This is a genomic window from Rhizobium sp. KNZ14-9A (assembly GCF_056755015.1).
This window is the reverse complement of sequence record NZ_JBPGXB010000003.1, coordinates 48,344-69,979: the sequence shown is the minus strand read 5'-3', so window position 1 is coordinate 69,979 and position 21,636 is coordinate 48,344. Positions and strand designations below refer to the sequence as shown.

32 protein-coding genes are annotated in these 21,636 nt (G+C 55.4%); 11 read left to right on the top strand and 21 right to left on the bottom strand.

Annotation, left to right across the window (positions count from 1 at the left end):
* Window positions 1–191: 191 nt before the first annotated feature.
* Window positions 192–782 carry a hypothetical protein gene (locus ACR9ZQ_RS30460; RefSeq protein ID WP_481429464.1) on the top strand — a complete coding sequence of 197 codons (591 nt, stop codon included), beginning with the start codon at window positions 192–194 and terminating at the stop codon, window positions 780–782.
* Here ACR9ZQ_RS30460 and ACR9ZQ_RS30455 read toward each other — a convergent pair.
* Complete coding sequence (locus ACR9ZQ_RS30455) at window positions 765–932, bottom strand: DUF3606 domain-containing protein (protein WP_481429463.1); 168 nt, start codon at window positions 930–932, stop codon at window positions 765–767. The genes ACR9ZQ_RS30460 and ACR9ZQ_RS30455 overlap by 18 nt on opposite strands.
* Before the next feature lie 129 nt (window positions 933–1,061).
* Between ACR9ZQ_RS30455 and ACR9ZQ_RS30450 the strand changes: the two genes are divergently transcribed.
* Entirely contained in the window at window positions 1,062–1,349 is a 288-nt protein-coding gene (locus ACR9ZQ_RS30450; protein WP_481429462.1) for a hypothetical protein, read from the top strand.
* A 4-nt stretch (window positions 1,350–1,353) separates the two neighbouring features.
* Here the strand turns inward: ACR9ZQ_RS30450 and ACR9ZQ_RS30445 are convergent, their stop codons facing one another.
* Entirely contained in the window at window positions 1,354–1,671 is a 318-nt protein-coding gene (locus ACR9ZQ_RS30445) for a hypothetical protein (RefSeq protein ID WP_481429461.1), read from the bottom strand.
* A gap of 58 nt (window positions 1,672–1,729) precedes the next feature.
* Between ACR9ZQ_RS30445 and ligD the strand changes: the two genes are divergently transcribed.
* The 3 genes from ligD (at window position 1,730) to ACR9ZQ_RS30430 (ending at window position 4,253) form a co-directional block, all read left to right on the top strand.
* Entirely contained in the window at window positions 1,730–2,809 is a 1,080-nt protein-coding gene (gene ligD / locus ACR9ZQ_RS30440) for a non-homologous end-joining DNA ligase (RefSeq protein WP_481429460.1), read from the top strand.
* 102 nt (window positions 2,810–2,911) lie between these two features.
* Window positions 2,912–3,754, top strand: coding sequence for a hypothetical protein (locus ACR9ZQ_RS30435; RefSeq protein WP_481429459.1), 843 nt, complete (start codon window positions 2,912–2,914; stop codon window positions 3,752–3,754).
* Between the two features lie 22 nt (window positions 3,755–3,776).
* Window positions 3,777–4,253, top strand: coding sequence for a hypothetical protein (locus tag ACR9ZQ_RS30430; RefSeq protein ID WP_481429458.1), 477 nt, complete (start codon window positions 3,777–3,779; stop codon window positions 4,251–4,253).
* A gap of 340 nt (window positions 4,254–4,593) precedes the next feature.
* Here ACR9ZQ_RS30430 and ACR9ZQ_RS30425 read toward each other — a convergent pair whose 3' ends face one another.
* Genes ACR9ZQ_RS30425 through ACR9ZQ_RS30415 form a run of 3 tightly spaced genes read right to left on the bottom strand, consistent with a single transcriptional unit; the run spans window position 4,594 to window position 6,062 of the window.
* Window positions 4,594–5,253 (bottom strand): abortive infection system antitoxin AbiGi family protein, encoded by a 660-nt coding sequence (locus tag ACR9ZQ_RS30425; protein ID WP_481429457.1) that lies wholly within the window; start codon window positions 5,251–5,253, stop codon window positions 4,594–4,596.
* Between the two features lie 9 nt (window positions 5,254–5,262).
* Window positions 5,263–5,730 (bottom strand): thermonuclease family protein, encoded by a 468-nt coding sequence (locus tag ACR9ZQ_RS30420; protein ID WP_481429456.1) that lies wholly within the window; start codon window positions 5,728–5,730, stop codon window positions 5,263–5,265.
* Complete coding sequence (locus ACR9ZQ_RS30415) at window positions 5,730–6,062, bottom strand: DUF3768 domain-containing protein (RefSeq protein WP_481429455.1); 333 nt, start codon at window positions 6,060–6,062, stop codon at window positions 5,730–5,732. Before ACR9ZQ_RS30415 ends, ACR9ZQ_RS30420 begins: the two co-directional genes overlap by 1 nt.
* Window positions 6,063–6,191: 129 nt before the next feature.
* Here ACR9ZQ_RS30415 and ACR9ZQ_RS30410 point away from each other — a divergent pair, with 129 nt between their 5' ends.
* The 4 genes from ACR9ZQ_RS30410 (at window position 6,192) to ACR9ZQ_RS30395 (ending at window position 8,821) form a co-directional block, all read left to right on the top strand.
* Window positions 6,192–6,755 carry a hypothetical protein gene (locus ACR9ZQ_RS30410; protein WP_481429454.1) on the top strand — a complete coding sequence of 188 codons (564 nt, stop codon included), beginning with the start codon at window positions 6,192–6,194 and terminating at the stop codon, window positions 6,753–6,755.
* A 129-nt stretch (window positions 6,756–6,884) separates the two neighbouring features.
* Window positions 6,885–7,808, top strand: a complete 924-nt coding sequence (locus ACR9ZQ_RS30405; RefSeq protein ID WP_481429453.1) for a hypothetical protein — start codon at window positions 6,885–6,887, stop codon at window positions 7,806–7,808.
* A gap of 47 nt (window positions 7,809–7,855) precedes the next feature.
* Complete coding sequence (locus ACR9ZQ_RS30400) at window positions 7,856–8,350, top strand: hypothetical protein (RefSeq protein WP_481429452.1); 495 nt, start codon at window positions 7,856–7,858, stop codon at window positions 8,348–8,350.
* 21 nt (window positions 8,351–8,371) lie between these two features.
* Complete coding sequence (locus ACR9ZQ_RS30395) at window positions 8,372–8,821, top strand: hypothetical protein (protein WP_481429451.1); 450 nt, start codon at window positions 8,372–8,374, stop codon at window positions 8,819–8,821.
* Window positions 8,822–8,833: 12 nt separating this feature from the next.
* Here the strand turns inward: ACR9ZQ_RS30395 and ACR9ZQ_RS30390 are convergent, their stop codons facing one another.
* From ACR9ZQ_RS30390 to ACR9ZQ_RS30380, 3 genes are all read right to left on the bottom strand, one after another.
* Window positions 8,834–9,661, bottom strand: a complete 828-nt coding sequence (locus tag ACR9ZQ_RS30390) for a hypothetical protein (RefSeq protein WP_481429450.1) — start codon at window positions 9,659–9,661, stop codon at window positions 8,834–8,836.
* Between the two features lie 341 nt (window positions 9,662–10,002).
* Entirely contained in the window at window positions 10,003–10,155 is a 153-nt protein-coding gene (locus ACR9ZQ_RS30385; protein WP_481429449.1) for a hypothetical protein, read from the bottom strand.
* 312 nt (window positions 10,156–10,467) lie between these two features.
* Entirely contained in the window at window positions 10,468–11,325 is an 858-nt protein-coding gene (locus ACR9ZQ_RS30380; protein WP_481429448.1) for a hypothetical protein, read from the bottom strand.
* 200 nt (window positions 11,326–11,525) lie between these two features.
* Between ACR9ZQ_RS30380 and ACR9ZQ_RS30375 the strand changes: the two genes are divergently transcribed.
* Both ACR9ZQ_RS30375 and ACR9ZQ_RS30370 read left to right on the top strand, forming a co-directional pair.
* Complete coding sequence (locus tag ACR9ZQ_RS30375) at window positions 11,526–12,383, top strand: hypothetical protein (protein WP_481429447.1); 858 nt, start codon at window positions 11,526–11,528, stop codon at window positions 12,381–12,383.
* Between the two features lie 74 nt (window positions 12,384–12,457).
* The gene (locus ACR9ZQ_RS30370) at window positions 12,458–13,498 is read left to right on the top strand and encodes a TIR domain-containing protein (protein ID WP_481429446.1); all 1,041 of its coding nucleotides are present in this window, start codon (window positions 12,458–12,460) and stop codon (window positions 13,496–13,498) included.
* Between the two features lie 185 nt (window positions 13,499–13,683).
* On the opposite strand, the gene ACR9ZQ_RS30365 is transcribed toward ACR9ZQ_RS30370, so the two are convergent.
* From ACR9ZQ_RS30365 to ACR9ZQ_RS30305, 13 genes are all read right to left on the bottom strand, one after another.
* Window positions 13,684–14,091, bottom strand: a complete 408-nt coding sequence (locus ACR9ZQ_RS30365; RefSeq protein WP_481429445.1) for a DUF29 family protein — start codon at window positions 14,089–14,091, stop codon at window positions 13,684–13,686.
* Window positions 14,091–14,870: a hypothetical protein gene (locus ACR9ZQ_RS30360; protein WP_481429444.1), complete on the bottom strand. Its 780-nt coding sequence runs from the start codon at window positions 14,868–14,870 to the stop codon at window positions 14,091–14,093. Before ACR9ZQ_RS30360 ends, ACR9ZQ_RS30365 begins: the two co-directional genes overlap by 1 nt.
* Before the next feature lie 65 nt (window positions 14,871–14,935).
* Entirely contained in the window at window positions 14,936–15,607 is a 672-nt protein-coding gene (locus ACR9ZQ_RS30355) for a hypothetical protein (protein ID WP_481429443.1), read from the bottom strand.
* On the bottom strand, window positions 15,600–16,868 hold the full coding sequence (locus ACR9ZQ_RS30350; RefSeq protein ID WP_481429442.1) for a hypothetical protein: 1,269 nt from the start codon (window positions 16,866–16,868) through the stop codon (window positions 15,600–15,602). The genes ACR9ZQ_RS30355 and ACR9ZQ_RS30350 overlap by 8 nt, the downstream gene beginning before the upstream one ends.
* A gap of 1 nt (window position 16,869) precedes the next feature.
* Complete coding sequence (locus ACR9ZQ_RS30345; protein WP_481429441.1) at window positions 16,870–17,268, bottom strand: hypothetical protein; 399 nt, start codon at window positions 17,266–17,268, stop codon at window positions 16,870–16,872.
* On the bottom strand, window positions 17,265–17,804 hold the full coding sequence (locus ACR9ZQ_RS30340) for a hypothetical protein (RefSeq protein ID WP_481429440.1): 540 nt from the start codon (window positions 17,802–17,804) through the stop codon (window positions 17,265–17,267). The genes ACR9ZQ_RS30345 and ACR9ZQ_RS30340 overlap by 4 nt, the downstream gene beginning before the upstream one ends.
* A gap of 1 nt (window position 17,805) precedes the next feature.
* Window positions 17,806–18,003 carry a hypothetical protein gene (locus ACR9ZQ_RS30335; protein ID WP_481429439.1) on the bottom strand — a complete coding sequence of 66 codons (198 nt, stop codon included), beginning with the start codon at window positions 18,001–18,003 and terminating at the stop codon, window positions 17,806–17,808.
* Between the two features lie 10 nt (window positions 18,004–18,013).
* Entirely contained in the window at window positions 18,014–18,244 is a 231-nt protein-coding gene (locus ACR9ZQ_RS30330) for a hypothetical protein (RefSeq protein ID WP_481429438.1), read from the bottom strand.
* The gene (locus tag ACR9ZQ_RS30325; protein WP_481429437.1) at window positions 18,241–18,600 is read right to left on the bottom strand and encodes a hypothetical protein; all 360 of its coding nucleotides are present in this window, start codon (window positions 18,598–18,600) and stop codon (window positions 18,241–18,243) included. Before ACR9ZQ_RS30325 ends, ACR9ZQ_RS30330 begins: the two co-directional genes overlap by 4 nt.
* A 26-nt stretch (window positions 18,601–18,626) precedes the next feature.
* Window positions 18,627–19,247, bottom strand: a complete 621-nt coding sequence (locus ACR9ZQ_RS30320; RefSeq protein ID WP_481429436.1) for a hypothetical protein — start codon at window positions 19,245–19,247, stop codon at window positions 18,627–18,629.
* Between the two features lie 150 nt (window positions 19,248–19,397).
* Window positions 19,398–20,810, bottom strand: coding sequence for a hypothetical protein (locus tag ACR9ZQ_RS30315; RefSeq protein ID WP_481429435.1), 1,413 nt, complete (start codon window positions 20,808–20,810; stop codon window positions 19,398–19,400).
* A gap of 32 nt (window positions 20,811–20,842) precedes the next feature.
* The gene (locus ACR9ZQ_RS30310) at window positions 20,843–21,232 is read right to left on the bottom strand and encodes a hypothetical protein (protein WP_481429434.1); all 390 of its coding nucleotides are present in this window, start codon (window positions 21,230–21,232) and stop codon (window positions 20,843–20,845) included.
* Window positions 21,233–21,256: 24 nt separating this feature from the next.
* Entirely contained in the window at window positions 21,257–21,532 is a 276-nt protein-coding gene (locus tag ACR9ZQ_RS30305) for a hypothetical protein (protein WP_481429433.1), read from the bottom strand.
* Window positions 21,533–21,636 lie beyond the last annotated feature (104 nt).

The window sequence follows — 21,636 nt, the reverse complement described above, 5'->3', positions numbered from 1 at the left end:
ACGGTAAAACTCCAGCCCGCGTTGTGGGCGTCGCCAAGGGTCTCGATAGTGCTCATGCTGTCAGTATAGCGTCCAACAGAAAGAGAACAAGTCGAGAACATAGCACAGCTTGCGCACTGTCCACAAAGCGGTCAAATAGGACTAGTTGTTACGGAGGATTTGAGGGCAATGGGACGGAAGGCGAGTAACCAGTGACAGCCAATAACCCTGAAATTCCTGATTTCGATGAGAACAGCGAAACCGTGAAATGGTTCGCGATGGCGAAACGCTACATGATGGCGGCGCGAACTCTTCGCCTGTCTGCCGACTATGCAGCTGGTCGGGCGCTGTTCGTCCCGACGCTCCATGTCACGGCTCAAGGTATCGAGGTTTTGCTAAAGGCAAACCTGATCGGATCGGGCCTGACTGCGAACGAGGTCAAGGCGGTCGGGCACGACATCTGGCGCTTGTGGGAACACCCAAAGAACCAGCGCCTTCGCGACCAGGCGCTGATCGAGGTGATGGCGGTTTACGAGCACGCCAGAACTGATAAGCCTGCGGTAGGATATGCCGACGCTTTCGAGGAAGACCCGCAAGCCCTCCTCGTAGAATATCTCAAAGCGCTAAGCGTCCTGCACACGCGAGAATCCAAGTTTGCGTTGAGGTATGTCAGCGAGGCAGCTACGGAAGCTCCTCGGCCGCACTTGCTAGCGGAAACCTTCTTCGAGGTTGCCGATCTGTGTATCCGCCAGCCCACAGCGTTGCTCTACCGCGACGAACCCGGGTCAACCTTTGCGGTCTAGCTCGGCCTCAACCTTCTTCCGGCTGTTGCCAACTTCCTTGACGGTATCCTTCACGGCAGCCTTCGAGACGCCTTCTTTGTTGGCCTCGTAGCGCACTTCGTGATCCTGGCCGCCAGCCACGCGGGCGCGATCCTGCTTGGTATTCGACATGCTGAACCTCCTGTGTTTGTCGAGAAAAAGATAACCGGCAAGGATTCTGGAAGTTCCGCAGAACCCGATTCGGAACTTTCCCACCGAATCACCCTTGAGTCGCGAATCACTTGATTAGAGGTTTCGCGTATGTCTCAAGAGATTGCCCGCAGAGGCGACATTATCCCGCCGTCCGACGTTCCGTTCTCCAAGCTCACGGTCCAGCAACGCGACCTGGTGCTGACGGAAATCGCAAAGACGCTCCACTATCGAGCGCTCGTTTCCAAGGCAGTGAAGGATCGGGGGGCGCTGCACATGGACGCGCTTGCGTCCAAGATCGATCAAGAACATGAAACCCTGGCGGCCGACTACTCGGACAAGTCCGGAGAGTCGTGTTGCGGGCGGTCCAGCTGCTCGACAATTTCGAGCGTCGGATGATGAGCTAGGGGCGACGGGTGTTCAAAGGGATGCCGTTGAACTCCATCAGCCGCTCATAATGATCCTCGACCTTTTGCGCCGCCAGCCGTGGTGACGGTTGCCAGCCATTATGCTGCTCCCCGAGGTGTCGCTTAACGCCGTCGATATGGCTGATAGACCAGCGCCATTGCTTTTGCATGGTGCCGTTCGTTTCGAGCATGATCCTGCCGAAGCTGCGCGGACCATCCCACGCCTGATAGTCGCGGTGTCCCTCGCCCTTCCATGTCTCGCGCCATTGGTAGCGAGGCGGCGGGCCCGGATCGTCGGTCGGGTCTTCCTTCATGAGCGGGAGATAGAGGCGATAGGCAGCTTTTTAAAGATTTCGTGTTGCGATGGCTGCCATGACGAAACCGCCCCGCCCTCCACGGTCAAAGCCACTGCTCCGCGATGAGAACGCGCCGTTACAGTCGCGTCCAATCCGCAGAAGAAATCCGGAGCAACCGGCTCTCCCATTTGACCCCTTCCCCGAGCGGATAGAACCGGCGCTTTGCGATCTGCGCCAGAAGCCTCCAGCTGACGGCAAAGATTGGGGTTGGGAGATCAAATGGGATGGCTACCGGATCACTGTTCATTCGCACCAAGGGCGCGTGAAGGTGATGACGCGTGGCGGATACGACTGGGCACATAGATTTCCAGCTATCGTCGAGGCCGTGAACGCTCTTGGGCCTGCCAGCATGATCATTGATGGGGAAGCCGTCATGCTCGATGAAGCGGGTCGGTCTGATTTCAATTTGCTGCAATCAAGCCTGGGCTCAGCTGGGCGACGGCAAGGTAAGGAAATCAGCCCCGCAATCATGTATGCCTTCGATCTGCTCTACCTTGACGGACACGATCTGCGGAGAGCTGAATACTCGACCAGGCGGCACCTTCTGGAAGATGTGATTGCCGGTCACGAAGGTGGAGCCATCAAGATTTCGGAAGAAGTCGAAGCTGATCCTGCTGCCCTTCTGGAACATGCCTGCCGCCTCGGGCTAGAAGGAATTGTCGGGAAGAACCGCGACAGCTCCTACCGATCAGGAAAAACCGGCGACTGGATCAAGCTCAAGTGCGTGCAATCGGAACCGTTTTTCATAGTTGGCTACGAGCCGTCCAGTGCCGCTGCATTTTCTTCGCTGCTGCTGGCGGCTTACGATGGTGACGATCTCCGTTACGTCGGATCGGTTGGAACTGGTTTCCGCGAATCCACCGCTCGCGATCTTCGAAAGACCATGGATAAGCTGGTCTGGAAGAAGAAAGCTCCGCCGGTTTCTTACTCGGGCAAGCGTTCGGTCATCTGGTTGCAGCCGACGCTGATTGCCGAGATCGAATTTCGCACGTGGACTTCGGACGGAAAGCTACGTCATTCGGCCTACAAGGGACTGCGAGAGCGTCAGGACAACGCAGATGTCTACCGGATTGGCGAAAAAGGCGACGAGGGATGAGGCCGGGCGAAATGACTGTTTGGAACCGACGCTTCAGCAACCTGAGTTTATGAAAACTTCATAGCTGCAACCTAATTTCGGGTGGCTTCAGGGGGCTAAGCTATGCAGACGGTTCAAAGATTCACGTTTCCTACTTTCATGGGCATCTGCTCGATCTTGGCAGCCTTCGCGGATATCTTACAAAATCCGACGATCTTTGCGGGGATTCTTATCGCCCTTTTTGGCATAGGAGCGATCTCGATCATTGTACCGGCTGGGTGGGTGACGGCGAGGCTGGCAGATACGGTTGGCTTTGACTCCTCGATCAGCTCCACGCTCAAGCCATTTGGTCTGTCATGCCTGATGCTGGGTGGATTGATCTATGTCTTCTCCGCACTATCCGCTGGAGCCGAGGCAGAAGGTGGAGCGTTAGCGAAGGCGTTTCCCGAAATCGAAAAAATCCAACTCGCCCTCGGACGTGTGGAGAAGGACCTTGGTGAGCTGAAGGGCCAGACAGTAGCAATTAAGCAAGATACAGGGCAGTTGGTCGAGACGTCCCTGAAATGGATCAGCGTGGATGCGAGCCCGGGATCATTCGCGCGAACGACCAACGCCGGTGTAATCCACTACTTTCCGAAAGGGCTTTACGTCAATCTCACAAATGAGACCGGTCAGACGTTCGAGGATATCTCGGTGATGGTCTCCAATGGCGGGACCCTCCTCTTTGCCGAGAACGTTCCGATGCTATTGCAAGACGGATACAAGCACTTTCTCCATGATGTCCCGGAAGTCTTCGATACGGCAACGGTTTGCGTAACTGGAAAACGTCGTGGTAAATCGGAGTGGTTCACCGAAACCCGCGTCTATAAAGCTGTTCAGAGGCGCTTGGAAGATATGCCCTCATTCGATGTGGTAGATGTCACCGATTTGAAGATGACTTCGGAAAAGCCCCACTGCTCCACGTGATCTGGCTGAGGTAGCTCGCGAAATGAATGATTTCAAACAACTGAGCACCGCCGATCTCCTAAAGGCACACGCGGGGATCATGGAAGAGTTGCGCACCCGGAATATTCTTAGGAGCGCCAACAGCCCTACCGGCGATCTAGCGGAGTATCTGTTCTGCAAGGCCTTCGGATGGGATCAGGCTTCGAATTCCGTAAAAGGATTGGATGCCGTCGATGCAGCCGGGGTGCGATATCAAATTAAAGGACGCCGGGTGCATCGTCGAAACCCATCACGGCAACTTTCAGCGATCCGAGACCTGGATGGCTTCGACACTCTTGCCATCGTCCTTTTCGATGACGACTACAACATCATTAAAGCTGCCCTTATCCCGGCGAAAGAGGTCAAGGCCGGATCAACCTTTGTTGCTCACACCAATAGTCACAAATTTATTGCCAGGGACTCGATCTGGCAGTTACCGGCAGTCTTGGATGTAACTCATAAACTGCGCGCTGTGGCTTAGCCGACGTCAGCTGCAAAAACGATCAGGCGAGCCCGCTCGTAAAGCTCGTCAACGGCGCTCACGTTTAACATGAGCAATTTCTAGCAGATTCTTCGAGGCTTATCGCGGCAGTTGGCCGTGTATCCACCGGTTGCCGTCTTTATTCCCGCAACCAAGGCAGCGAAGGCGCGGTTGAAGCGACCCAAGGATCGCATTGCCCCACTTCCTGCGGACCTCAAAACGGTCGATCCAGCCCTCGCGCTCGCATCGTGGGCACGCCCCTCCGAGGGCGATGTATTCCGGATAATCGTCAACGGCGGCCTCGAACGGCTGCTCAACCGGCCCGATGTAGGTGATCTCGTCACGTCTGAGCTTCATTGAAAGCCGCTTTCACCTTCTCGACAGTCCAGTAGGGGTCGATGAACGGGCATAGGTAGTTAGGACCAGTGTTTTCGCACTCCGCTTCATTGAAAAAGTCGCGTGCTGCCGAATGCAAATCTTCGGGTATGATTAGGAATGCCGCATCTGATTGGTGAAAGTCGAAGTCGCCAAGGTGCCTCCACTCCCTTTCCCACTCGTAGAAATAAGTCGTAGACCCGTAATCTCCAGGCTGATCAACGAATGGAGCGATCTTCCAAACCGGATTTTTGGGATCGTCTTTCGCTTTGGAAACCAGGCTACTGATGGCCATGGCATGTGACGTATCCTTATATGCGTACATTATCGGCCCGCCATCACGAGCAACGAGAAATTCTTTGCGGAAACCGATCCCAAATGGCCCGCGCTCTTTGGCGAGTCGGCTCAAGTGATGGAGTGGTATTTCGCTGAAGCATACTGATTTCGGAGCGGCCGGGTAATTCCTGCCAGTGCCGAATTTAGAGCGTGCTTCAATACGTCGAGCCGCCAAGATACTCAGACAATTGTCATAAGCGGTGCTCTTTTCCGAAGCTTTGGCGAAATGCACCGCAAACGGCGACATGTCCAACCAGTCATCACTCCAGTTTCCTACTAACTTCGTCATCGACCCCACTCAATTGCACCACGGCCTTGGCGTACGTGGGCAACGTTCCTTGCCGCAGATGAAGGGGACCGCGAGCCCTTCAGAAATCAGGATTGTCCCGACATCCCTCCCGTTCACCCTGAGGATGCCACAGGAGCGGCCATAGTTGCATTTATCTGTCCCCTCCGTGCCCGGCTTGCAAGCGCATTGCACCTGGATCACCTGCGTCCTGCCGGTGGCTGACAATTCTTCAAGGCGCTCTTTTGCTCGATTGCCAAGAATCGCCTCGCGGTCGCATTGTGGGCTGTGGGTTTCCGGAGCGTTGAAGCCGTTCAGGCGAACCCGGCTGCCATCATCAAGGCGGATCGTGTCACCGTCGACCACAGTGTACGACTGCGTTGCGAACGCGGATGCGATCTCAATAGCTGGAAGCGCCGGAGCTGGCGAGACGTAGGTCAAGGCGGCGACCAGCCCGGCGAAGAGCGAGATCAGGGGCATTAGTAGTCCTCTGCAAACATGAGGGTCAGGATTCGAACGGTTACAGCCGGGTCCTCCGGATGATCGGAGCCGTGCATTTCGTCAAGGCTGTAATAATCAATCTTCCAGATCACCGCTTCACCGTTGACATCGAGCTTTCCGAAGTCGTGCTCGCCGTAAGGATCGTCGCCTTCATTCCAACCATCAAAGGCCGCGACTGCAGCTCCCACGGCTCCAATCTTCTCGAATTCCTGGGCTAAGCGACCGGCTGCGACGACGCGCCCGTTCCGGCAACTGCCCTCGGTGCGAAGCTCGTCATTCAGATATCGGATGCGATAGATTTTTGGGTCCACTATGTGCCTCTTCGTTTACATTTCGCTCTAAAATAGTGGACAATGAGCACTTACGCAAATGTTTCTGTCCCTTGTAAATCAAAAATATGTCTCTATCTTTGCGACAGATTACAACGCTCTAGGTGACACATGGAAGATGATGAAGACGGAATCGAGAATATCTTTGGTGAGCGTGAGTGGACGTCCGAGGAGCTGTCGACCGAGCTGAAGAAAGCAATGGACGATCTGGGCTGGACGCCGGTCGAGCTTGCAGACCGGATGACGTCGCTGGGTGATTACCGGCCGCATCGCACGATTCTGAGGGGCATCCACAGAGCGCTGCTAGGGCAGATCAAGGTTCCTGGGGAGCTGCTGGCTCTCGTCAATCAAGAGGTCCGCTACAAGCGCCGTTTGAAGCGTTCTTATGACACGCTCACATGGACTGAGTTGCCGGATCGGAGCCTGACCACGAAGGCTGATGATTTCGTTATCACTTTACTCCCGAAAACGAAGGGTCGTTGGAAGGTCCACATGATGCACCCTGAGACCGGTTACTCGCCTTCCTGGCCTCGCTGGCAGGACAACCTCGATCAGGCGAAGGAGATGTCATTTTTGACGCTCGACAATGCGATCAACTGGCTGGCCGAGGTCGAGAGGGATCGGGCGGCCGAGAGCCAGCGTGGTCCACGTCGCGCGATCAATCTCGACGACTGATTTCTGCTTAGATCGAACAGGCAATTTCCGATTTTGCTTGCAAACGCCTGTGGGAACAGCCTGCGGCTTTGTTGCGATAATGGACAGCTTCTGCATCAATGGCTTCCAGGGACTAAGGGGTGATAGAAAATGATGGAACCCTGCGTTGTATGCGGCAGTGGTGCCGAGTTTGGCAAGAATGGGGACGTCCGCCAGTATCGCTGCGACCGCTGCGGACCTTTCAAAATCACAGGCACGGCAGCCGTTGTCTTGAAGGGCCGTACTCAACCAACTGGGAGAGTCAACGACCTCATTGTGGCGAAGATCAGTCACTACATTCGCACGCATTCGACAGAGGAAGATTGGCTGGAGATCGATTCTGCGTTGATCGACGAAATGATTGCGCAAAAGCTCCCGTCACCAAATCAGCAGATAGAGAACCTTCTGCGCTGGATGGCAGAGCAGGTAGGTGAAGACCATCTCGCCGCGCTAGAATTTTCAGCGACGGACGTCTGCGCCATAATGGGAGCCGCCTCGGAAGACAGCGCAAGCGACCTCATAGATGAGGCAGCAAATTCCGGATTGATCCAATTCGTTCCCGATGATTGTTATCGACTGACAAAAGCTGCCTGGGATCGGCTGCCAGCGTCCAAGCCGCCGCACATACCCCGGCAGCAACGGGGCGACTTCGTCGACATAGCCCGGATGGCTGAACTACGCGCGATTTCGAACAGCGAATTCGATCTCACACGTCTCCTGAGGATGTGCGAAGAGATTAATAGAGCCTGGGAAGCCGGTGACACGATATCTGTCGCGATGCTTGCGAGAGCTATGGTGGACCACGTCCCACCAATTTTCGGCCAGACGAACTTTTCACAGGTGACGAGCCAAGCATCTTCTCGATCAATACGCGGGTCGTTCGAGCATATTCAAACGGCGCTTCGTCATATTGCGGACGGTGCGCTCCACACACATATTCGGCGAAGAGAAACAATTCCCACCGCCACTCAAGTTGATTTCCGACAGAGCTTCGATGTTTTGCTAAGCGAATTGGTTCGAATTCTTCGGAGCTGAAGGGACGGATGTAGCGCTGATTTTCCCGATCTCGACGACTGACACCAATGTTGACATTCCGGCGCAAACCAGTTGCTCTCGCATTGAAAGATGCGGGAGCCATCATGTTGTTCGGACTATTTAAGCGGAAGCAAAAACAGCAGCAATTCACGCCTGAAAACCAGCTGTTGCTGACAGAGCTGGAGAAATTCCGAATTCGGTATCGAGGGCAAGGCCCCCACGACGACATAGCCGTTGACACCGTAGTACAAGAGGTCTCCCGAGGCCTGCGAAACGACAACAAATACGCCAACGACCTGATCGTGAAAGGCGGCTGGTCTGTCCCCGATGCTGCCTACATGATCCTTTCGGAATATGCCTCGGCTGAAATTATGACCGGGCAATTGCACCTCTATCGGGGTGTCCTGAGCGACAAAGGCAAAGCGTACCTGAAGCTCTTTAAGGTCTGCAGCGCCAAGCTTATGGCTTCCGGTCGGTTGACAGAGAAAGAAGCCGTTGAAGGCATCCGCGAATTCGAAGATGAGATCGCGATCCTCGGATGAACTCTTCAAAGGCTTGAAATCATGGATGTAAAATCGTCGCAGGTAACCGGTAACGCTGCGCTACATTATGCGGCGTGGCAGTTATCTCGCAAAGGCTGGAATGTCATGCTCACCGCGCGGAACTCCAAGGGCAGTGATATTTATTGCGCGAACGATGCTGAAACGATCTTCTTCGGCGTGCAGAGCAAGGGACTGACTAAGCGGGACCCCGTTGGGCTGGGCAGCAACTTGGACAACCTTCGGTCTGATTGGTGGATCATCACCATCAAGGCCAAATCCGATGAACCAGTGTGCTTCATCATGTCATTGGAAGAAGTGAAGGCGCTCTGCCACCGCAGCGATCCGGCCAAGAGCAGTAATGGAAAGATTTCGATGTGGCTGCAACCGACCGCTTACGACAGACCAGAATTCCGCGAGGCATGGCACCGCTTCGGAACGGTCAGTCAGACCGGTGTCGTTGCGGAAGAGTGAGGCTTCTTCTGATCAGGGGTCCGATATCAGCTTGGAGGGCAATGATTTTGCAAAACGCCCGAGGCTGTCGAGCATGTCTTCGACCATGGTAGGCAAGGCGTCGATGGCTGCGTTTTCGATGTAGTAAATCCAGGGACGCCGGTTGGTCGTCGAGCAGCTGAAAAACCGGTCCCATCCCTTTTTCTCAACTTCCTTCTCGAAGACCTCGCGCCGGTCGATGGTCCATTCGAAACCACCGTGGAACATGTAGTTTCGATAGGTGAACATGGCCTCGAACCAGGTCATAAAGTCCCGTGACAGGAATTCGTCGAGACCGCACGCTGCAGCAAGTTGAGGCAGCCCTAAGATGACGTTGTTCTTCGCTTCCTTCTTGCTGTCGAAATAATACTGGCAGTTCCAACGCGCCGGGTGGTCCCCTGCCCTTTTCCAGCGCTTGTGACTGCCAGGGCTTATGTTTTTACGATCATACATGTCGCCCAGTGCAGCAAGAGACTGGCCAAGCGTGCTTTCGACCAACGGGGCGATCATACCGATTGCAGCCATGCTCTCGGCCGCGTCGCGATATACGGATTCGTATTTCATATCGACATTCTGATCCACCCAATGATCGTGGTGCGGACCTGTATATGCTTGGACTTCGGCTGAGTCCTCTTCGATGGCCTTGGAAAAAGCTTCCCCTGCTTCACGGTTACGGGTGATCATCAGCCGAACAGCATGCAGCTGCGACTGCCAGTCGATGTTGTGAACGAGCGTGTAAAGGTAATCACGATCATCAAGAAAATTGTCGAAATAACCAGGCTTCAAGCCCTCGAACTCACCCTCCTCGAACGTATTCGTCAACGCCCTGCTCCATGATTGCTGATGGCGCATTTTCCCCCTATCAAAGCCGAAAGCTAGCAGTTTTGATCAGATCGCGTAGGATTCCGGCCATGAGCCACGAGTTTTCAAGCCTGAATCAAAAGCACGAGCGGCGGCTAAGCAGGCCAGCCGGGACGAGGACGCTCGACGCCTGGCCTTGGTGAACTCTCGAAAGAGGAGTTGCGTCGGGAAAACTCGTTCTTCGGCGCTCTCGACATGTCCAGGTTCAAGATCGTGGCCATTGGCGGGAAGCCTGTTCGAAACTCCTGAGCCTGGGCAAGGGCTCGGACGAGGACAAGTGAAGCTGTGTGGAATTTACCGACTTAGGTCCTCTTCTTCTTCTCGTGCTCTGGAGCCCTCGCCTCCAGCGCCGCCAGGATTTGCTTGATAACGACAAGGGTTTCACCTGGGCTGGTGCCCCGGTTGCACTCTTCGTTGGCTCGGCGCAGCGCGACAAGCAAATCCGCCTGCTTCATATCTAACGCCCCTGGAAACTGACCGTTCATGGCGGCAAACAGTGGCCGGTTATAGGCGATTTTTCAATATTGCCGACAACACCAGCCCTCCCCTTTTCTGGTGTCCAATAAGGAAGGTTATCGGACCCCAGAAGTTGGCGGGCACGCATATGAGGCGTTGGAAGCAAAGGCCTTTTAGCTGCCAATAGGATACAAGAAGCCAGCATTTTCAGGCTCCGTCATGCCATTGGATTCCTCTAATTGCTTGGCAAAGCTTTAGCGGCTCGGGAAGCCTTTGGTCGGGCTCGCATTGGGCCTGACATCCCAATGGTATCATTTCCCTTTCCGGAAATAATACTCCTCCATCGCCATGTCCTCGTCATATTGAGAACGTCGGATGTCTTCGATTTTTCCGCGTGTCTCTGCGACACAATCGGGACAACATACTTCTTCCATCCCAAAATTCTGGACGCTTACCCGGCCTTCGTCGACCGCCCAGTCGAAGGCATCGGAGATATCGATCAGGTCATGCTCGAAGTTCTCAGTACCGCATGTCGGGCAATCTACGATTTCCTCCTTGCGGTGACAAAAGCAACATTGCTGCTCGGATACGATAAAGGTGTTCTCGCTGCATTCCGGACATATCCAGATGATTTCGTCGCGCCCGGCGATGTGTTCCTTGGCTCGCTCAAGCAACTCCTGGCGTGCTTTTACCAATTGAATAACGTTGTTGTGCTGGTCCTCATCAATGAAGTCCGCAGTCTGAAGGTCGAGTTGACTTCGGTAGAAGAAGATCATGAAACTGAAAATCTCAGCGAACTTCAGTTCAATATGTTCGTGAGAGTGATTGAATTCGAAATGGGTAAGCTCGCTACGCAAATCGAACGCTTTTTCAATTTTGGTTTTATCTGCGTCCGAAATCGTCAAATTGCCGATCAGTGGATTTCGGAGCCTGGTGATCGCAGCTCGTAACGAGACGGTCTTATCTGGCCTGTCCACCGACTCGTATATAAAGACCGGGTGAACTCTCCTCAGCCGTTCTTTGAACGCCAATTCCATCGCCTGGACGACGTGAAGGATCGCGAATTTCCACTGATTGGTCTCCGCCGTGTCCTGCTGCGCATAGGAAACAGCCTCTTTGAAATAGGAGATGCTGTTATTCAAAAGGTCCAGACGGTGTGTTTTACTCACGAGCAGTATCCTCATCGATGCTAGGCAAAGACTATATTAAAGCGCATCAGGCGATCAGCCGTCGAAGCTTTGCATCGAGGCGGGCGGAAACCGAGCAACTTATAACACCGGCATTGGCCTGGGATAAGCTCCTCCCATCTTGCGCTGGCCCCTTCCCTAACCCTATCAATTCATGAACCAAAGGGCGTGGGGGCGGTGCATTGGAATACAAACTCGAAAACTTGGTGAGGGTCAGCACGAAGAGCCCACACGAGTCGCTATACAGCTGGTTCGTTGAGGAGCTAGACCCCGCGACGAAGAAGATCAGCCCGAACTACGTTCCCTGGGGCTGGAGCCTCTATTTTGACGCCAGGGCTTTGACTGTAGTCAGATCGCTGGAATTCGAGACCGACAAGACAAGCGACGTGAACGAGCACATCTACGGTCGCCTGACTGCTCAGACCTCTGATCGTCGGGCTGCAGCCAGTTATTCATTCTTCGGCACGAACAGGAAAATCGAGAGCTTCACGCTGCGGATCGTGAAATCCAAGGACGACAAGGAGAGTTTCCACGTATTCGGGTCTCCCAGCTATGAGCATGAGTGGGATTTCGAAAACCTCCTACAGACCGATACCGTCGAGGTGGAGGTCGTGCTTCCTGCCAGCCGCTTCGAACGGATCGCGAGCTTTATCGAATCCGGCAATCCGAAAGCCGTCGTAACTCTGGGCGGGGTCCACGGATTTTACTCAGAGTGGTCGCCATCGATCCGGACCGCTGACATTAAAATCCTGGCAAACCTAAAGGATCAAAAGGTTGCGACTGAAGGGGCGACCGAGGTCGATCCGCCAGTGCTCGGGAAGATCGGTTCCTTCTCCTTCCGGCTTCTGAAGGGCGAAGGTGTGACCGGCAAGATCGAGGCTGACGACACGGAAGCTGATCCGCCGTCGATCTTTGAGGAGAGGCCGGTGTCACCGGCACCCTCAGTCGATCTTTCTACTCTTGAAAAGAAGCTTTCGAAGCTCACCGTGCCGCTATGGATCGCGGTAGGGTTGCTCGCCGTCGGCTTGCTCGTAAAATAGGCACATCCGCTTCGGCTCTAGGTCCCCGACCGAGGTTTGGTGTTATAGCGCATACACAACGCCAGGGAGAAATGATGAGTAAGTCGGTCTTTGTCAGCCACGCCACGAAGGACGCTGCCATTGCGGCCGAAATCGTCGAGCTTATCGAAGATGGCATTGGGGTCCCCGAGGCGGAGATATTCTGCTCATCGCTAGACGGCTATGGCATTCCCACCGGCAAAAACTTCGTCACCTTCATGAAGGAGCAAATGCTTGAACCTAAAGTGGTCATTCTTCTCCTGACCCCCGCATATTTCGAGAGCAAGTTTTGCCTTAGCGAACTCGGGGCGGCCTGGGTGAAATCACATTATATTTTCCCGATCTTGGTCCCTCCTCTTGGCTACGATGACGTGAAGGACGTTCTGCTCGGCACGCAAGTGTCGAGGATCACAGACGACATCAAATTCAACGAGCTGCGCGATCACCTCGTGAAGGAGGTGTCGCTCGATGCGAAGTCATCCACCAAATGGGATGTCAAACGCCGAGCCTTTCTCACGAAAATTGACCCGCTGATCGCCAGGGTATTGGGTCCAACAATGGTTCCGGCCGAGAACCTTAAAGCGATGGAGGACAAGCTGGCAGAAGCTCATAGTGAGCTTGACGAAAGCGAGCAGGAGATTGCAAACCTCAGGAAGCAGCTGGCCGATATGGAGCAATTGAAGGATCGCCAGGCTGTTGCCGAGCTGAAGGCGTCCTATCGAGGCACCTCCAGTGCAGACGTCACGGGCCAATTCGATGAAAAGGTGGAAGCGGTACGCACGGCGCTTAATGCTCTACGTGTGTACCATGAGGTCAAGATTTTCCTCATGAGCGACCACTATGAGAAGCCCTATCGGGTAATGGGTCGCGACCGAGACGAATTCGACGAGGCTTCGCGACGCGGCTTCCTTGAAAACGGCGAATTTCCGCAACCGAATTGGGAATCGCAGAAGATGCGAAAGCTCAAGGACGCCCTACGGGAGATTGACGAATTCGCGGTCCGGGAAGCGGACGCTCTTCGAGAAGCTGCTGATGCCCATGCTGACCTTCTGATTGAACCGTTCACCCAAGACTTTTGGGAAACATATTATTTTTAGCCCTGATCCTTAGTCTGGTCTCACGCTTCGAGGGACGGGTTTTCGAGCGAGCTTGGCGACTTTTTTGGCGGGGCCGCCCGTGATGTTCCCCTGTAAACCGAGTCCATCTCAAAATGTTTGGAAAGCTTTGGGAATTGTGTGGAGGATAATCGCCCTCGCGTCGTTCGGGTGCATTTCCGGATCGATCAGCTGATCAACTGAAAAGGGGCACGACTCCACTCTCGGCGGAAGGATCGCCCCCCCTCCTGGAGGATCACAACCGCCGTCTGCCAGGCTCTCAACCACAGTGGCTGCAGATCGACATGAGATAGCAGACCCTCGTCAAGGACTACGTCAATACTGCCTTTCAAGGTGAAGGCCTCGTCGTACCACGGGCGGCGGTCATCACCTGGAGGCGCGATGGTGATCTTGATGAGGACCGACATCAGGCGCATCAACAGGATGGATAGCTCGGTGACTTCCCTACGACCGGCCGCCTCGATCTCGTCAGCCAGGTGCTCCACATCGAGGGGGTTGCCCTCACGCGGGAGCGCTCGCAGCAAGGCTGACTGCTCCTGGGTCCAGCCGACGAAGTCGGTTTGGTAGGTAGACATCACATTGCTCGCGATTTGTAGTGAGCAGCGCCACGGTCAATTTCGCCCTGAATATCGACTTTATTTCCGTCGCGGTCATAATCTCGAAGTGTAGACCACTCGACATATCCGAAACCTAAGGCGCGAAACTGCTGATCGATGCGATAGAGCGTGTCGAACTCTCGGTCCAGCGAAAGATAGCAGGCCTCGCCGGGCTCTGCAGCCCATTCTTTGCCGGGTTCGTAATTCTGCACCAAGAAGCCGTTTTCATGGAAGATGGCGGAGATTGCCTTTTGATCCGCTTCGTCAGTGACTTCGTTTCCGATACTCAGAAACATAGGGTTAGGACCATCGTACTCAGCGCCGCCGAGGTAGCCACGCACAACGTCAAGCCGTTTCGTGCCGAACACCTCGTTTTTCGCCCGCATCCAACTGAAGTCGGAAGTCACTTCCCCCTTCTCGGTAAATTCGTCCAGCACTGCTGCCAATCGTTGTCTGGTCGACGTGATCAGCTTTAAGGCTTCTTCCATATCGTTCATGGCCGAACAGATTTGAGGTTCGTAAACGGCGAGCCGTTCAATTTCTCGGAAGCGCTTCGGGTTCTCTGATTTCTCAGTCGCTTCGTTGATGGCGACGGATGTTTGATCCTCAGCTTCACCAACCTGAGAGATGAGCAATTCGAGATATTCCGTCACGAGTTCCGGCGTGGCGTAGAAACGCTGTCGCAGCTCTTCATTGTATTCGTCGAAAACCTCCCTGCATGTCTCCTCCATCATTTCTTGCTCGGTCTTTTCCGTCATAAAACTCATCCTACGCTATACAAGTTGGCAGTGTGTATACACCTATAGGGCTATACATTCAAACACTAAATGCCACGAAAGGGTGTTCCTCGATCAGCAGCCCATTCAGGTGCAGAGCGCTTTCGCAGGGATTTAAAATAGTCGGCCGGGCCTGCTTCCTGGATCGTCGTCATCGCCTCGCGGTACTTGGTGGCACGAGGGATGATGTATTCCGCCCACTGATCAGGGGTGAAGGTGAAGCGCTCATCCTCTCCTTCCCGATTGATGCCGAGAAGAATGGGAACTTCATCGTCATCGACGTAGGCGCACACTTCGAGGGTGCCCATCATCTTGGCATCCTCGTTGATGTAGAAGTACCAGGAATCCTTCTGCATCCGTTCGAACGGTGCATTCAGGACCTCCCACATCGGGGGGCCATCCCAAAACCGGGTAGTCGGGAGAACGACCATCTTCAGCTCCGGCGCGTATGATAGCGCGGTCACGCCTTGAACCGGACCGATGTCCATCTGATCTTCAGCCCATGCGAACAGTGCCTTCGCCGCCTCGATAGCATCTCTGGCGACACTCATCTGGTCGGCTGCCTTCGTATAGAGCGATGCTGCAGCCTCGTTTTCCTTCTCTTGCGCCGTATCATGAAAATGGGTGGCAAGGTTGAATGCCTGGGTCTTGGCGCGATGGATCAAGCTGTCCAGGTTCTCGATCATTTCCTTCATCTGGTCCTGGGTGATCTCAGCCATCAGTCGTCTCCTGCTTCTGCTGGATCGCCTTCAGCACGATCCTTTCTAATTCCGCGATCTCATCGTCGTTCAGTTCGGCATATGCATCGCGCTTCTCGGCAGGGATGCGGTCGTGTTTCATCACGAGGGTGACGAATGTGCTGGCCCGACGGTTCGGCATATCGATCCGTTCGCGCAATGCGTCGTAGCCAGCCTTGTGAAGGCCAACCCAGTTCTCGGCCGTGTATTTCGGCGCGGTGATACCGAGGCCTTTTGCCTTAGCAAGGAACTCTTCCGGTTCGAGCTTGAGGAAATAGGCTGCCCTGATCGGCCCCATGCCTCCCCGATCCCATGCTGCTATGATGTCGCGCTCGAAATCCTGCGGATTGTCAGCGGCGTTCCAGACCTCATCGCCAAAGAGAGGCTCATCAGGTGAAACAAACCCCTGTGGGCGGGGTTGCGCGGGCGGGAGGCCGTCGAGAACCTTCAAGCTCGCGCTGGTGTAATCGTTTGATCGGGTGATGTAATAATCGCTGGGCGGCGGAATATCGTATCTGGCAGCAACAGAGGCCATCGTTTCACCGACATCGAGGTGAACGACCTTCCGGGCCTCTGCTTCATCAATCATCCTCTTCGACCAGTTCCAGAGAGCTTCGAAGAATGCAGGGAAACGGGCATGGGCATCAGCGCGATAGCCTGTCAGTGCCTTCTGCCACCGACGCTGAAGATTGCCTTTACGCGAGAACTCGTAGAGTTCCGGCCATGGAATGTTCGCGGCGATAGCGCGAGCTTCCATTTCCTCGACGGTGATGCCGAGATGCGCGGCGGCTTCCTCATAGCCGAAAGCATTGTCGCTCCATGCCTGCAGGACAAAGCGCTCATAGCGAGGATCGCCCGGCGCGGGTCGGGTTGGCTTCTGCGCGCGGAACATGGCAGCACCCTGCTTGATCAGCTCGAAGGCCTGGTCCTGAGACATGTATCCAGCATCAGGCCAGGTGCCCCATTCCTCGGAATGCCAGAAGATCGGGAGCTGTTTGCCGTCGTCGGAACTACCGATCTCGATCCTCCATTCCGCGCCACGCGCCCGGAAGTAGAAGAAATGACCGTCGATCTTGCCGTGAGCCTGAACAGGGACCATGCCGAAGATGCCAATGACCTGGATGCCGTTGGCAATATGGTTTGGTCCGTCGTTTCCGATCAGGTCAGACACGGTTTCTGCCTCTGGCTGTGCCAGTATTGCGGCGAGCAGCTTGTTCCGCTTGTCCTCATCGTCGTCCACCATATCAGTCTCCAATCGGACGATAGGTGCCAGCCAGGGAAACGCCATTCCGCTCCGGGAGGCCGGAAACTATCACGTCGCCATTCTGCTGCCTGGTGATCTCGATGACATAACCGGCTAAGCCCGCGACCAACCGGCCATCCTGGACGTTGCGCATGTAGAGTGGGATCGATTTCCGGATGTCGCTGTAGTCCTGTCGATCAGCGATGATGAACATCACCAGCACGGTGTCTGTCGGCTGTGGTCGATGAGCTGGAGCTATTTCAAGCGCGCACTGATACTCGGCCGCACACGGTCCTTGATAGGAATAGCTGCCGACGAATGCAGGCCTTTTTCCGTCTATTGCCAAAGCGGGAGCAGCGGAAAGAAAAGCGAAGACGATGGCTGGGAGCAATCTGATCACGGCTGATCATCCTCGTTATGCTGATCGCGGAAATCGGTCTCGAAACCGGCCGCCCTAACTTCGATACGCCAAGCCACGATGTCCTCGCCGCCCTTGGGCGCGATCCAGACTTCTCCATTGACGACAAAGCCGAAAATGGTGCCAAGCCGCTCGACCAGCAGACGCTCGGCCTCGGAGAGGTCGAGGGGATAGCTCAGGCGTAAAGCACCGACTGGCTCTTTCAGCCAGGTAGCGACGATCACCTTAGAATTGGGGGCTGCTTTATCAGCCAGAAGCTCATACCCTCGGCTTTCGAGAGCATCGCGCAGAACCGAGATCGCATTGGCGGATGACAGCTTTTTGCCAGGACCCGGAACCGACCACACTCCCCTAAGAGCGCCCAATGCCCGTTGGTGCCCAGCGCCTTCGACGATGAAACCGAGATCGTCAGCAACTTGCTCAACCTCTTCGATTTGGAACGGGAACATGCGAGGGAACTGGACGGCCAAGGCCGGATGTCCGTCCTTCTCCTGCCAAGCGACTTTGATCGTTTTCATGTCAGTACCCAAGGAAATCGAGGACAGCAGAACCCTCGTATTCGCCATGCTCGTCGGCTTCCGCGACGACATCGCCGGTCTCGGTCTCGATGATTGCCCGGTCACTCTCCCGCAGCTCGGCCGCGATGGAATGACGACGGCATTCGGCAATGACCTCAGGGGCAGTGACAGTCGCTTGAAGCGCTTCCCAGTAGTTCACGGTCATTTCCTCAGAGATCGGTGACCGACGTGCCCGTATCATGATCCTTCTGGTTCATGATGAAGGTGGCACTGCCGTAGGCCTGATTGATGCTGTTGACGATTTCACCGCAGGCCTGGCGGATCGCGGCCGACGCAGTTGCATCGCGTTCGATGATTGCTGCTTGCTCCTGCAGGAGGATCAAGTTGTCGGCATACTTATGAAACAGTCGCAGCAGGTTGTTCACGCCCGGATGGCTCATGGTGCCTCCCCTGCCCGACTCTCCCAGATCGAACGACATTCGGTCGCCATCTGACGGAGGTTGGTGAGGATCAGCGGGAAGGCAGGGTCGTGTTGCAGATTGTCTGCAACCTCCTCAGCGAATTCAGCGATCTTGATCTCGGGCTCGTCTGCCTCGACCAAGAATGACGGGTACTGTTCCGTCACCCAGCCGATCAGGTCAGCGCCAGTCCAGGGATCGCGACGATCAATGGCGCGGAGCAGCTTGCTCTCCATCTCCTCGAACAACATGAACGCCTCCAAACTCTTCGCCGTAGCACGCGATTTTGCCAGCGACTGTTCCTGACGGGCGCGAAATTCCGGGGTTGTCTCAACCATGTTGCGCTCCCGTCAGGTTATGAGGATCAATCGCGACCGTCGCGCTGATCGGCAAGAACGGCCACACGCGAAATCGGGGTCGGCTTGTTCGCCTCGATCTCGATAACAACCGTCTGCTCATTGAACAGGAAGTCCGGAACCAGCTTCAGGATGTGGTCACGAGCCGCCAACAGTTCCGATTCCGCAGCCTCAAGGCCGATCTGCAGAAGGGCCTTGACCTGATGGGCATAGGCAGCGTCAGCGTTGGACGCGACTTCCAGCGCGGCCTTGAAGGCGAAGTCTGCCAGGTTGAAAGTGGTGCTGTCACCGACAAACACAATCGGCTCACCGCCTGCCAGGCTGTCCAGCTTCATCTTCAGAACCTTGGCGGTACGGTCCATCTCGGAGCGGCTACCGCTGAAGGGTGCAACTTCCTCGGCGTCACGGTATGCCTTGATCTGCGCGAGGCGAGCCTTGCAGTCGATAACCAGCTTCTCAGGAGACAGCTTGCCGTTGCGATGCGAGGAAAGGCGCAGGTCGTTGTGCTCGGCCAGCATTGCCGACAGCTTCGAGCTGATGATGGGCATGTCCAGTTCAAGCGGGAACTTCACGCCATTGTAGGCGACGGTGATGTCGGTGGCAGGCTTACGCTTCAGGAGGTTAAGCATTACAAGTTTCCTTCCTCGGGATTGGCAGTGCAGATGAGAGACAGCCGATACTGCATGAACCCAAAATAGTGGACAATGGGCACCATGTCAATATGTCATTGGCTCAATAGTGCGATCATCATGCTCGCGAACGGACGTCCGAAATCGGGACTAGAGAGTGGTAATGACACCCTCGATCTGGTTCCAGATACCTGTCGAGCGGAACACTTCCGCAAAAGTGTCAAAGGCAGGTTGAATTTTGACAGCTCGTTCAACGATTTGGGCGTAAACGCCACCTGCTTTTGAATCCTGGTAAACGGATGCTTCCGTGATTGTGTCGCCTTTTACCGACATCACGACGATGCCAGTGAGGAGGACTGCACCTGCCACATAATGCCGGTAGCGCTTCAGGCCGATCAGGGACGCCGCATAGCCTGAACCCTTGAACACATGCAGCGCAGCGCCAGCCAATGACAGCAGCAGAGCCATTGCAGGAAGGGTCGCGATACGGTGCGCCTCCTCCAGCTGATCCCTGGTTTTTTCGCTTCTAATTCCCTGAAGAACACGGGCGTAGGCGGGACCGTAGACACGAGCGGCGAATTGCTTGGGCGACATGGCCGGATCAACTGCCCCGGTCGGCTCGAATCCGAAGTCGCGGCCGATCTGACGACCGATCTCGTTCTGAACCTTTGCCGTTTGCCAGAACTCCGCTTTGCTGAGACCAGCAGGCAGGTCCATGCCGGTGGATCGACTGGCGATCTCCTGTCGGGCCTTCTTACGGTAGGCGGCGACGAAGCTGCCCCGGTCGAGGACATGCCAGTTCTCGGAAACGGGGATTTGAGCGCGCACCTTGTTCCGGATTCCAGCCGCAGTGTAACCGACGGTCGGCACGCCGTCAGGATACCGGCGACGAAGCTCATCGACGTACTTATTCCATTCGTCGGCAGCATCGTGGTCAATCCGCCCGACCGCGTTCAGGTAGGCATCAGATGCCTGCCGATAGCTGGAATAGGATCGCTCGATCTCAGGGGAGAGCTGATCGAAGAAACGGCTCTGGAACTCCTCGATGCTCCCGAGCTGACGCTTTGCCTCACGTTCTTGCAGCTGATCTGTATCATCGATCATGCCAAGCGCACGTCCACCGTCGGCAACAACGGGCATCGTAGCAATGAAGGCGTTCCAGGACGCGCTGGAAAGATCAGGCTTCAGATCGCCAAACCCCCTCTCCCGCATTTCATTCTGCAGGATCACGCTGTCATAGGAGCGCTTCAGCGCTTTTTCAGGCACCAGGAGCGGAGAATACTGCCCGATGGCCCAGAGCGCAGCGTAGGTGCCTCCTATGGTCAGCAGGGCTCCCAGCAGAGCGACCCCGACCGCCTCAGACAGCTTTGGAAACTCAAACCGGCAAAAGGGGATCAATGAGCCGCCGACGAATGCGAGGAAGATCGCGACACCCGTCAAGATGCGACCGAATTTCTCGACGACAGAAATCTGGTCCTGAGTGGCACCGGCGGCGATCAGGTGCATCAGGTAGCCGGAAAACGGCACTTCAATGCAGAGGTAGAGGGCGATCATGCCGAGCATCAGGGCATCGGTCTTGCGAGTATCCCAGAGCATTAGTCGCCCGCCTCGATCTCGCGCACCACATCTTCGAGATCGAAACCTTTGACGCGCTCGATCTCGACTTTTGACAAATCGGGTAGCTCCGGCATCTGGTCGCTGAAGAGGGTGAGGTAGATACGGTTTGTAGCGACGGCCATTTCATCACGGGCCAATTCGTAGGCACCGCAGGCCGCCTCGACGACATGCATTGCATTGACGACATTTTCCCTCAGCCGGGGATCGCTCAAGACCATAGAGCTGGAGCCAAGGGCAGAGAGCTTGTCCATAAGGCTGAAAGCGTGCTGCTCCGCAAGCGCCAGGTCAGCAACCAGACCGCTGATTTCGGAGGTCCTGCGAGCCGCGATATACGGGCCGAGGTAAATGATCTGAGCTTCTTTCGTCATGACATCGACCTCCCGGGCGACGGCTTAGGCCGCCTCCACCTTGCTGTTATCGTTCGTCTTAGGGGTTGGCATCCCGTACAGCTGCTGCGCACGGGCACACGCGACTTTGTCCATGCGGTCGATGAGGCCGATAGCCGTGGCCAGGTCCTTGACCAGATCATCAGTTGCTGGAGTGTCCGTCGCATTTGTCTGCGACATCAACGACCACCCGATTTGCTGAAGGTCAGCGATCCGGGAACGAATTTGGCGCAATTCACTAAGTTCAGCAGCGATCTGCTCACGCGGGTAAGACTTCGACATTCTCAATCCTTTAGACGCAATACTGGTAGTAGAAGGACGAGGCAGCTGAGGGCCGCCTCGTCTTTTGACGGGGTCAGTCAATGCCCTTCAGAAATCACCCATTG

Coding starts and splice junctions, on each gene's coding strand:
- ACR9ZQ_RS30455 (WP_481429463.1), bottom strand. CDS start 932: ATGTCGAATACCAAGCAGGATCGCGCCCGCGTGGCTGGCGGCCAGGAT.
- ACR9ZQ_RS30450 (WP_481429462.1), top strand. CDS start 1,062: ATGTCTCAAGAGATTGCCCGCAGAGGCGACATTATCCCGCCGTCCGAC.
- ACR9ZQ_RS30445 (WP_481429461.1), bottom strand. CDS start 1,671: ATGAAGGAAGACCCGACCGACGATCCGGGCCCGCCGCCTCGCTACCAA.
- ligD (WP_481429460.1), top strand. CDS start 1,730: ATGACGAAACCGCCCCGCCCTCCACGGTCAAAGCCACTGCTCCGCGAT.
- ACR9ZQ_RS30435 (WP_481429459.1), top strand. CDS start 2,912: ATGCAGACGGTTCAAAGATTCACGTTTCCTACTTTCATGGGCATCTGC.
- ACR9ZQ_RS30430 (WP_481429458.1), top strand. CDS start 3,777: ATGAATGATTTCAAACAACTGAGCACCGCCGATCTCCTAAAGGCACAC.
- ACR9ZQ_RS30425 (WP_481429457.1), bottom strand. CDS start 5,253: ATGACGAAGTTAGTAGGAAACTGGAGTGATGACTGGTTGGACATGTCG.
- ACR9ZQ_RS30420 (WP_481429456.1), bottom strand. CDS start 5,730: ATGCCCCTGATCTCGCTCTTCGCCGGGCTGGTCGCCGCCTTGACCTAC.
- ACR9ZQ_RS30410 (WP_481429454.1), top strand. CDS start 6,192: ATGGAAGATGATGAAGACGGAATCGAGAATATCTTTGGTGAGCGTGAG.
- ACR9ZQ_RS30405 (WP_481429453.1), top strand. CDS start 6,885: ATGATGGAACCCTGCGTTGTATGCGGCAGTGGTGCCGAGTTTGGCAAG.
- ACR9ZQ_RS30400 (WP_481429452.1), top strand. CDS start 7,856: ATGTTGACATTCCGGCGCAAACCAGTTGCTCTCGCATTGAAAGATGCG.
- ACR9ZQ_RS30395 (WP_481429451.1), top strand. CDS start 8,372: ATGGATGTAAAATCGTCGCAGGTAACCGGTAACGCTGCGCTACATTAT.
- ACR9ZQ_RS30385 (WP_481429449.1), bottom strand. CDS start 10,155: ATGAAGCAGGCGGATTTGCTTGTCGCGCTGCGCCGAGCCAACGAAGAG.
- ACR9ZQ_RS30370 (WP_481429446.1), top strand. CDS start 12,458: ATGAGTAAGTCGGTCTTTGTCAGCCACGCCACGAAGGACGCTGCCATT.
- ACR9ZQ_RS30365 (WP_481429445.1), bottom strand. CDS start 14,091: ATGTCTACCTACCAAACCGACTTCGTCGGCTGGACCCAGGAGCAGTCA.
- ACR9ZQ_RS30360 (WP_481429444.1), bottom strand. CDS start 14,870: ATGACGGAAAAGACCGAGCAAGAAATGATGGAGGAGACATGCAGGGAG.
- ACR9ZQ_RS30355 (WP_481429443.1), bottom strand. CDS start 15,607: ATGGCTGAGATCACCCAGGACCAGATGAAGGAAATGATCGAGAACCTG.
- ACR9ZQ_RS30350 (WP_481429442.1), bottom strand. CDS start 16,868: ATGGTGGACGACGATGAGGACAAGCGGAACAAGCTGCTCGCCGCAATA.
- ACR9ZQ_RS30340 (WP_481429440.1), bottom strand. CDS start 17,804: ATGAAAACGATCAAAGTCGCTTGGCAGGAGAAGGACGGACATCCGGCC.
- ACR9ZQ_RS30330 (WP_481429438.1), bottom strand. CDS start 18,244: ATGAGCCATCCGGGCGTGAACAACCTGCTGCGACTGTTTCATAAGTAT.
- ACR9ZQ_RS30325 (WP_481429437.1), bottom strand. CDS start 18,600: ATGGTTGAGACAACCCCGGAATTTCGCGCCCGTCAGGAACAGTCGCTG.
- ACR9ZQ_RS30320 (WP_481429436.1), bottom strand. CDS start 19,247: ATGCTTAACCTCCTGAAGCGTAAGCCTGCCACCGACATCACCGTCGCC.
- ACR9ZQ_RS30315 (WP_481429435.1), bottom strand. CDS start 20,810: ATGCTCGGCATGATCGCCCTCTACCTCTGCATTGAAGTGCCGTTTTCC.
- ACR9ZQ_RS30310 (WP_481429434.1), bottom strand. CDS start 21,232: ATGACGAAAGAAGCTCAGATCATTTACCTCGGCCCGTATATCGCGGCT.
- ACR9ZQ_RS30305 (WP_481429433.1), bottom strand. CDS start 21,532: ATGTCGAAGTCTTACCCGCGTGAGCAGATCGCTGCTGAACTTAGTGAA.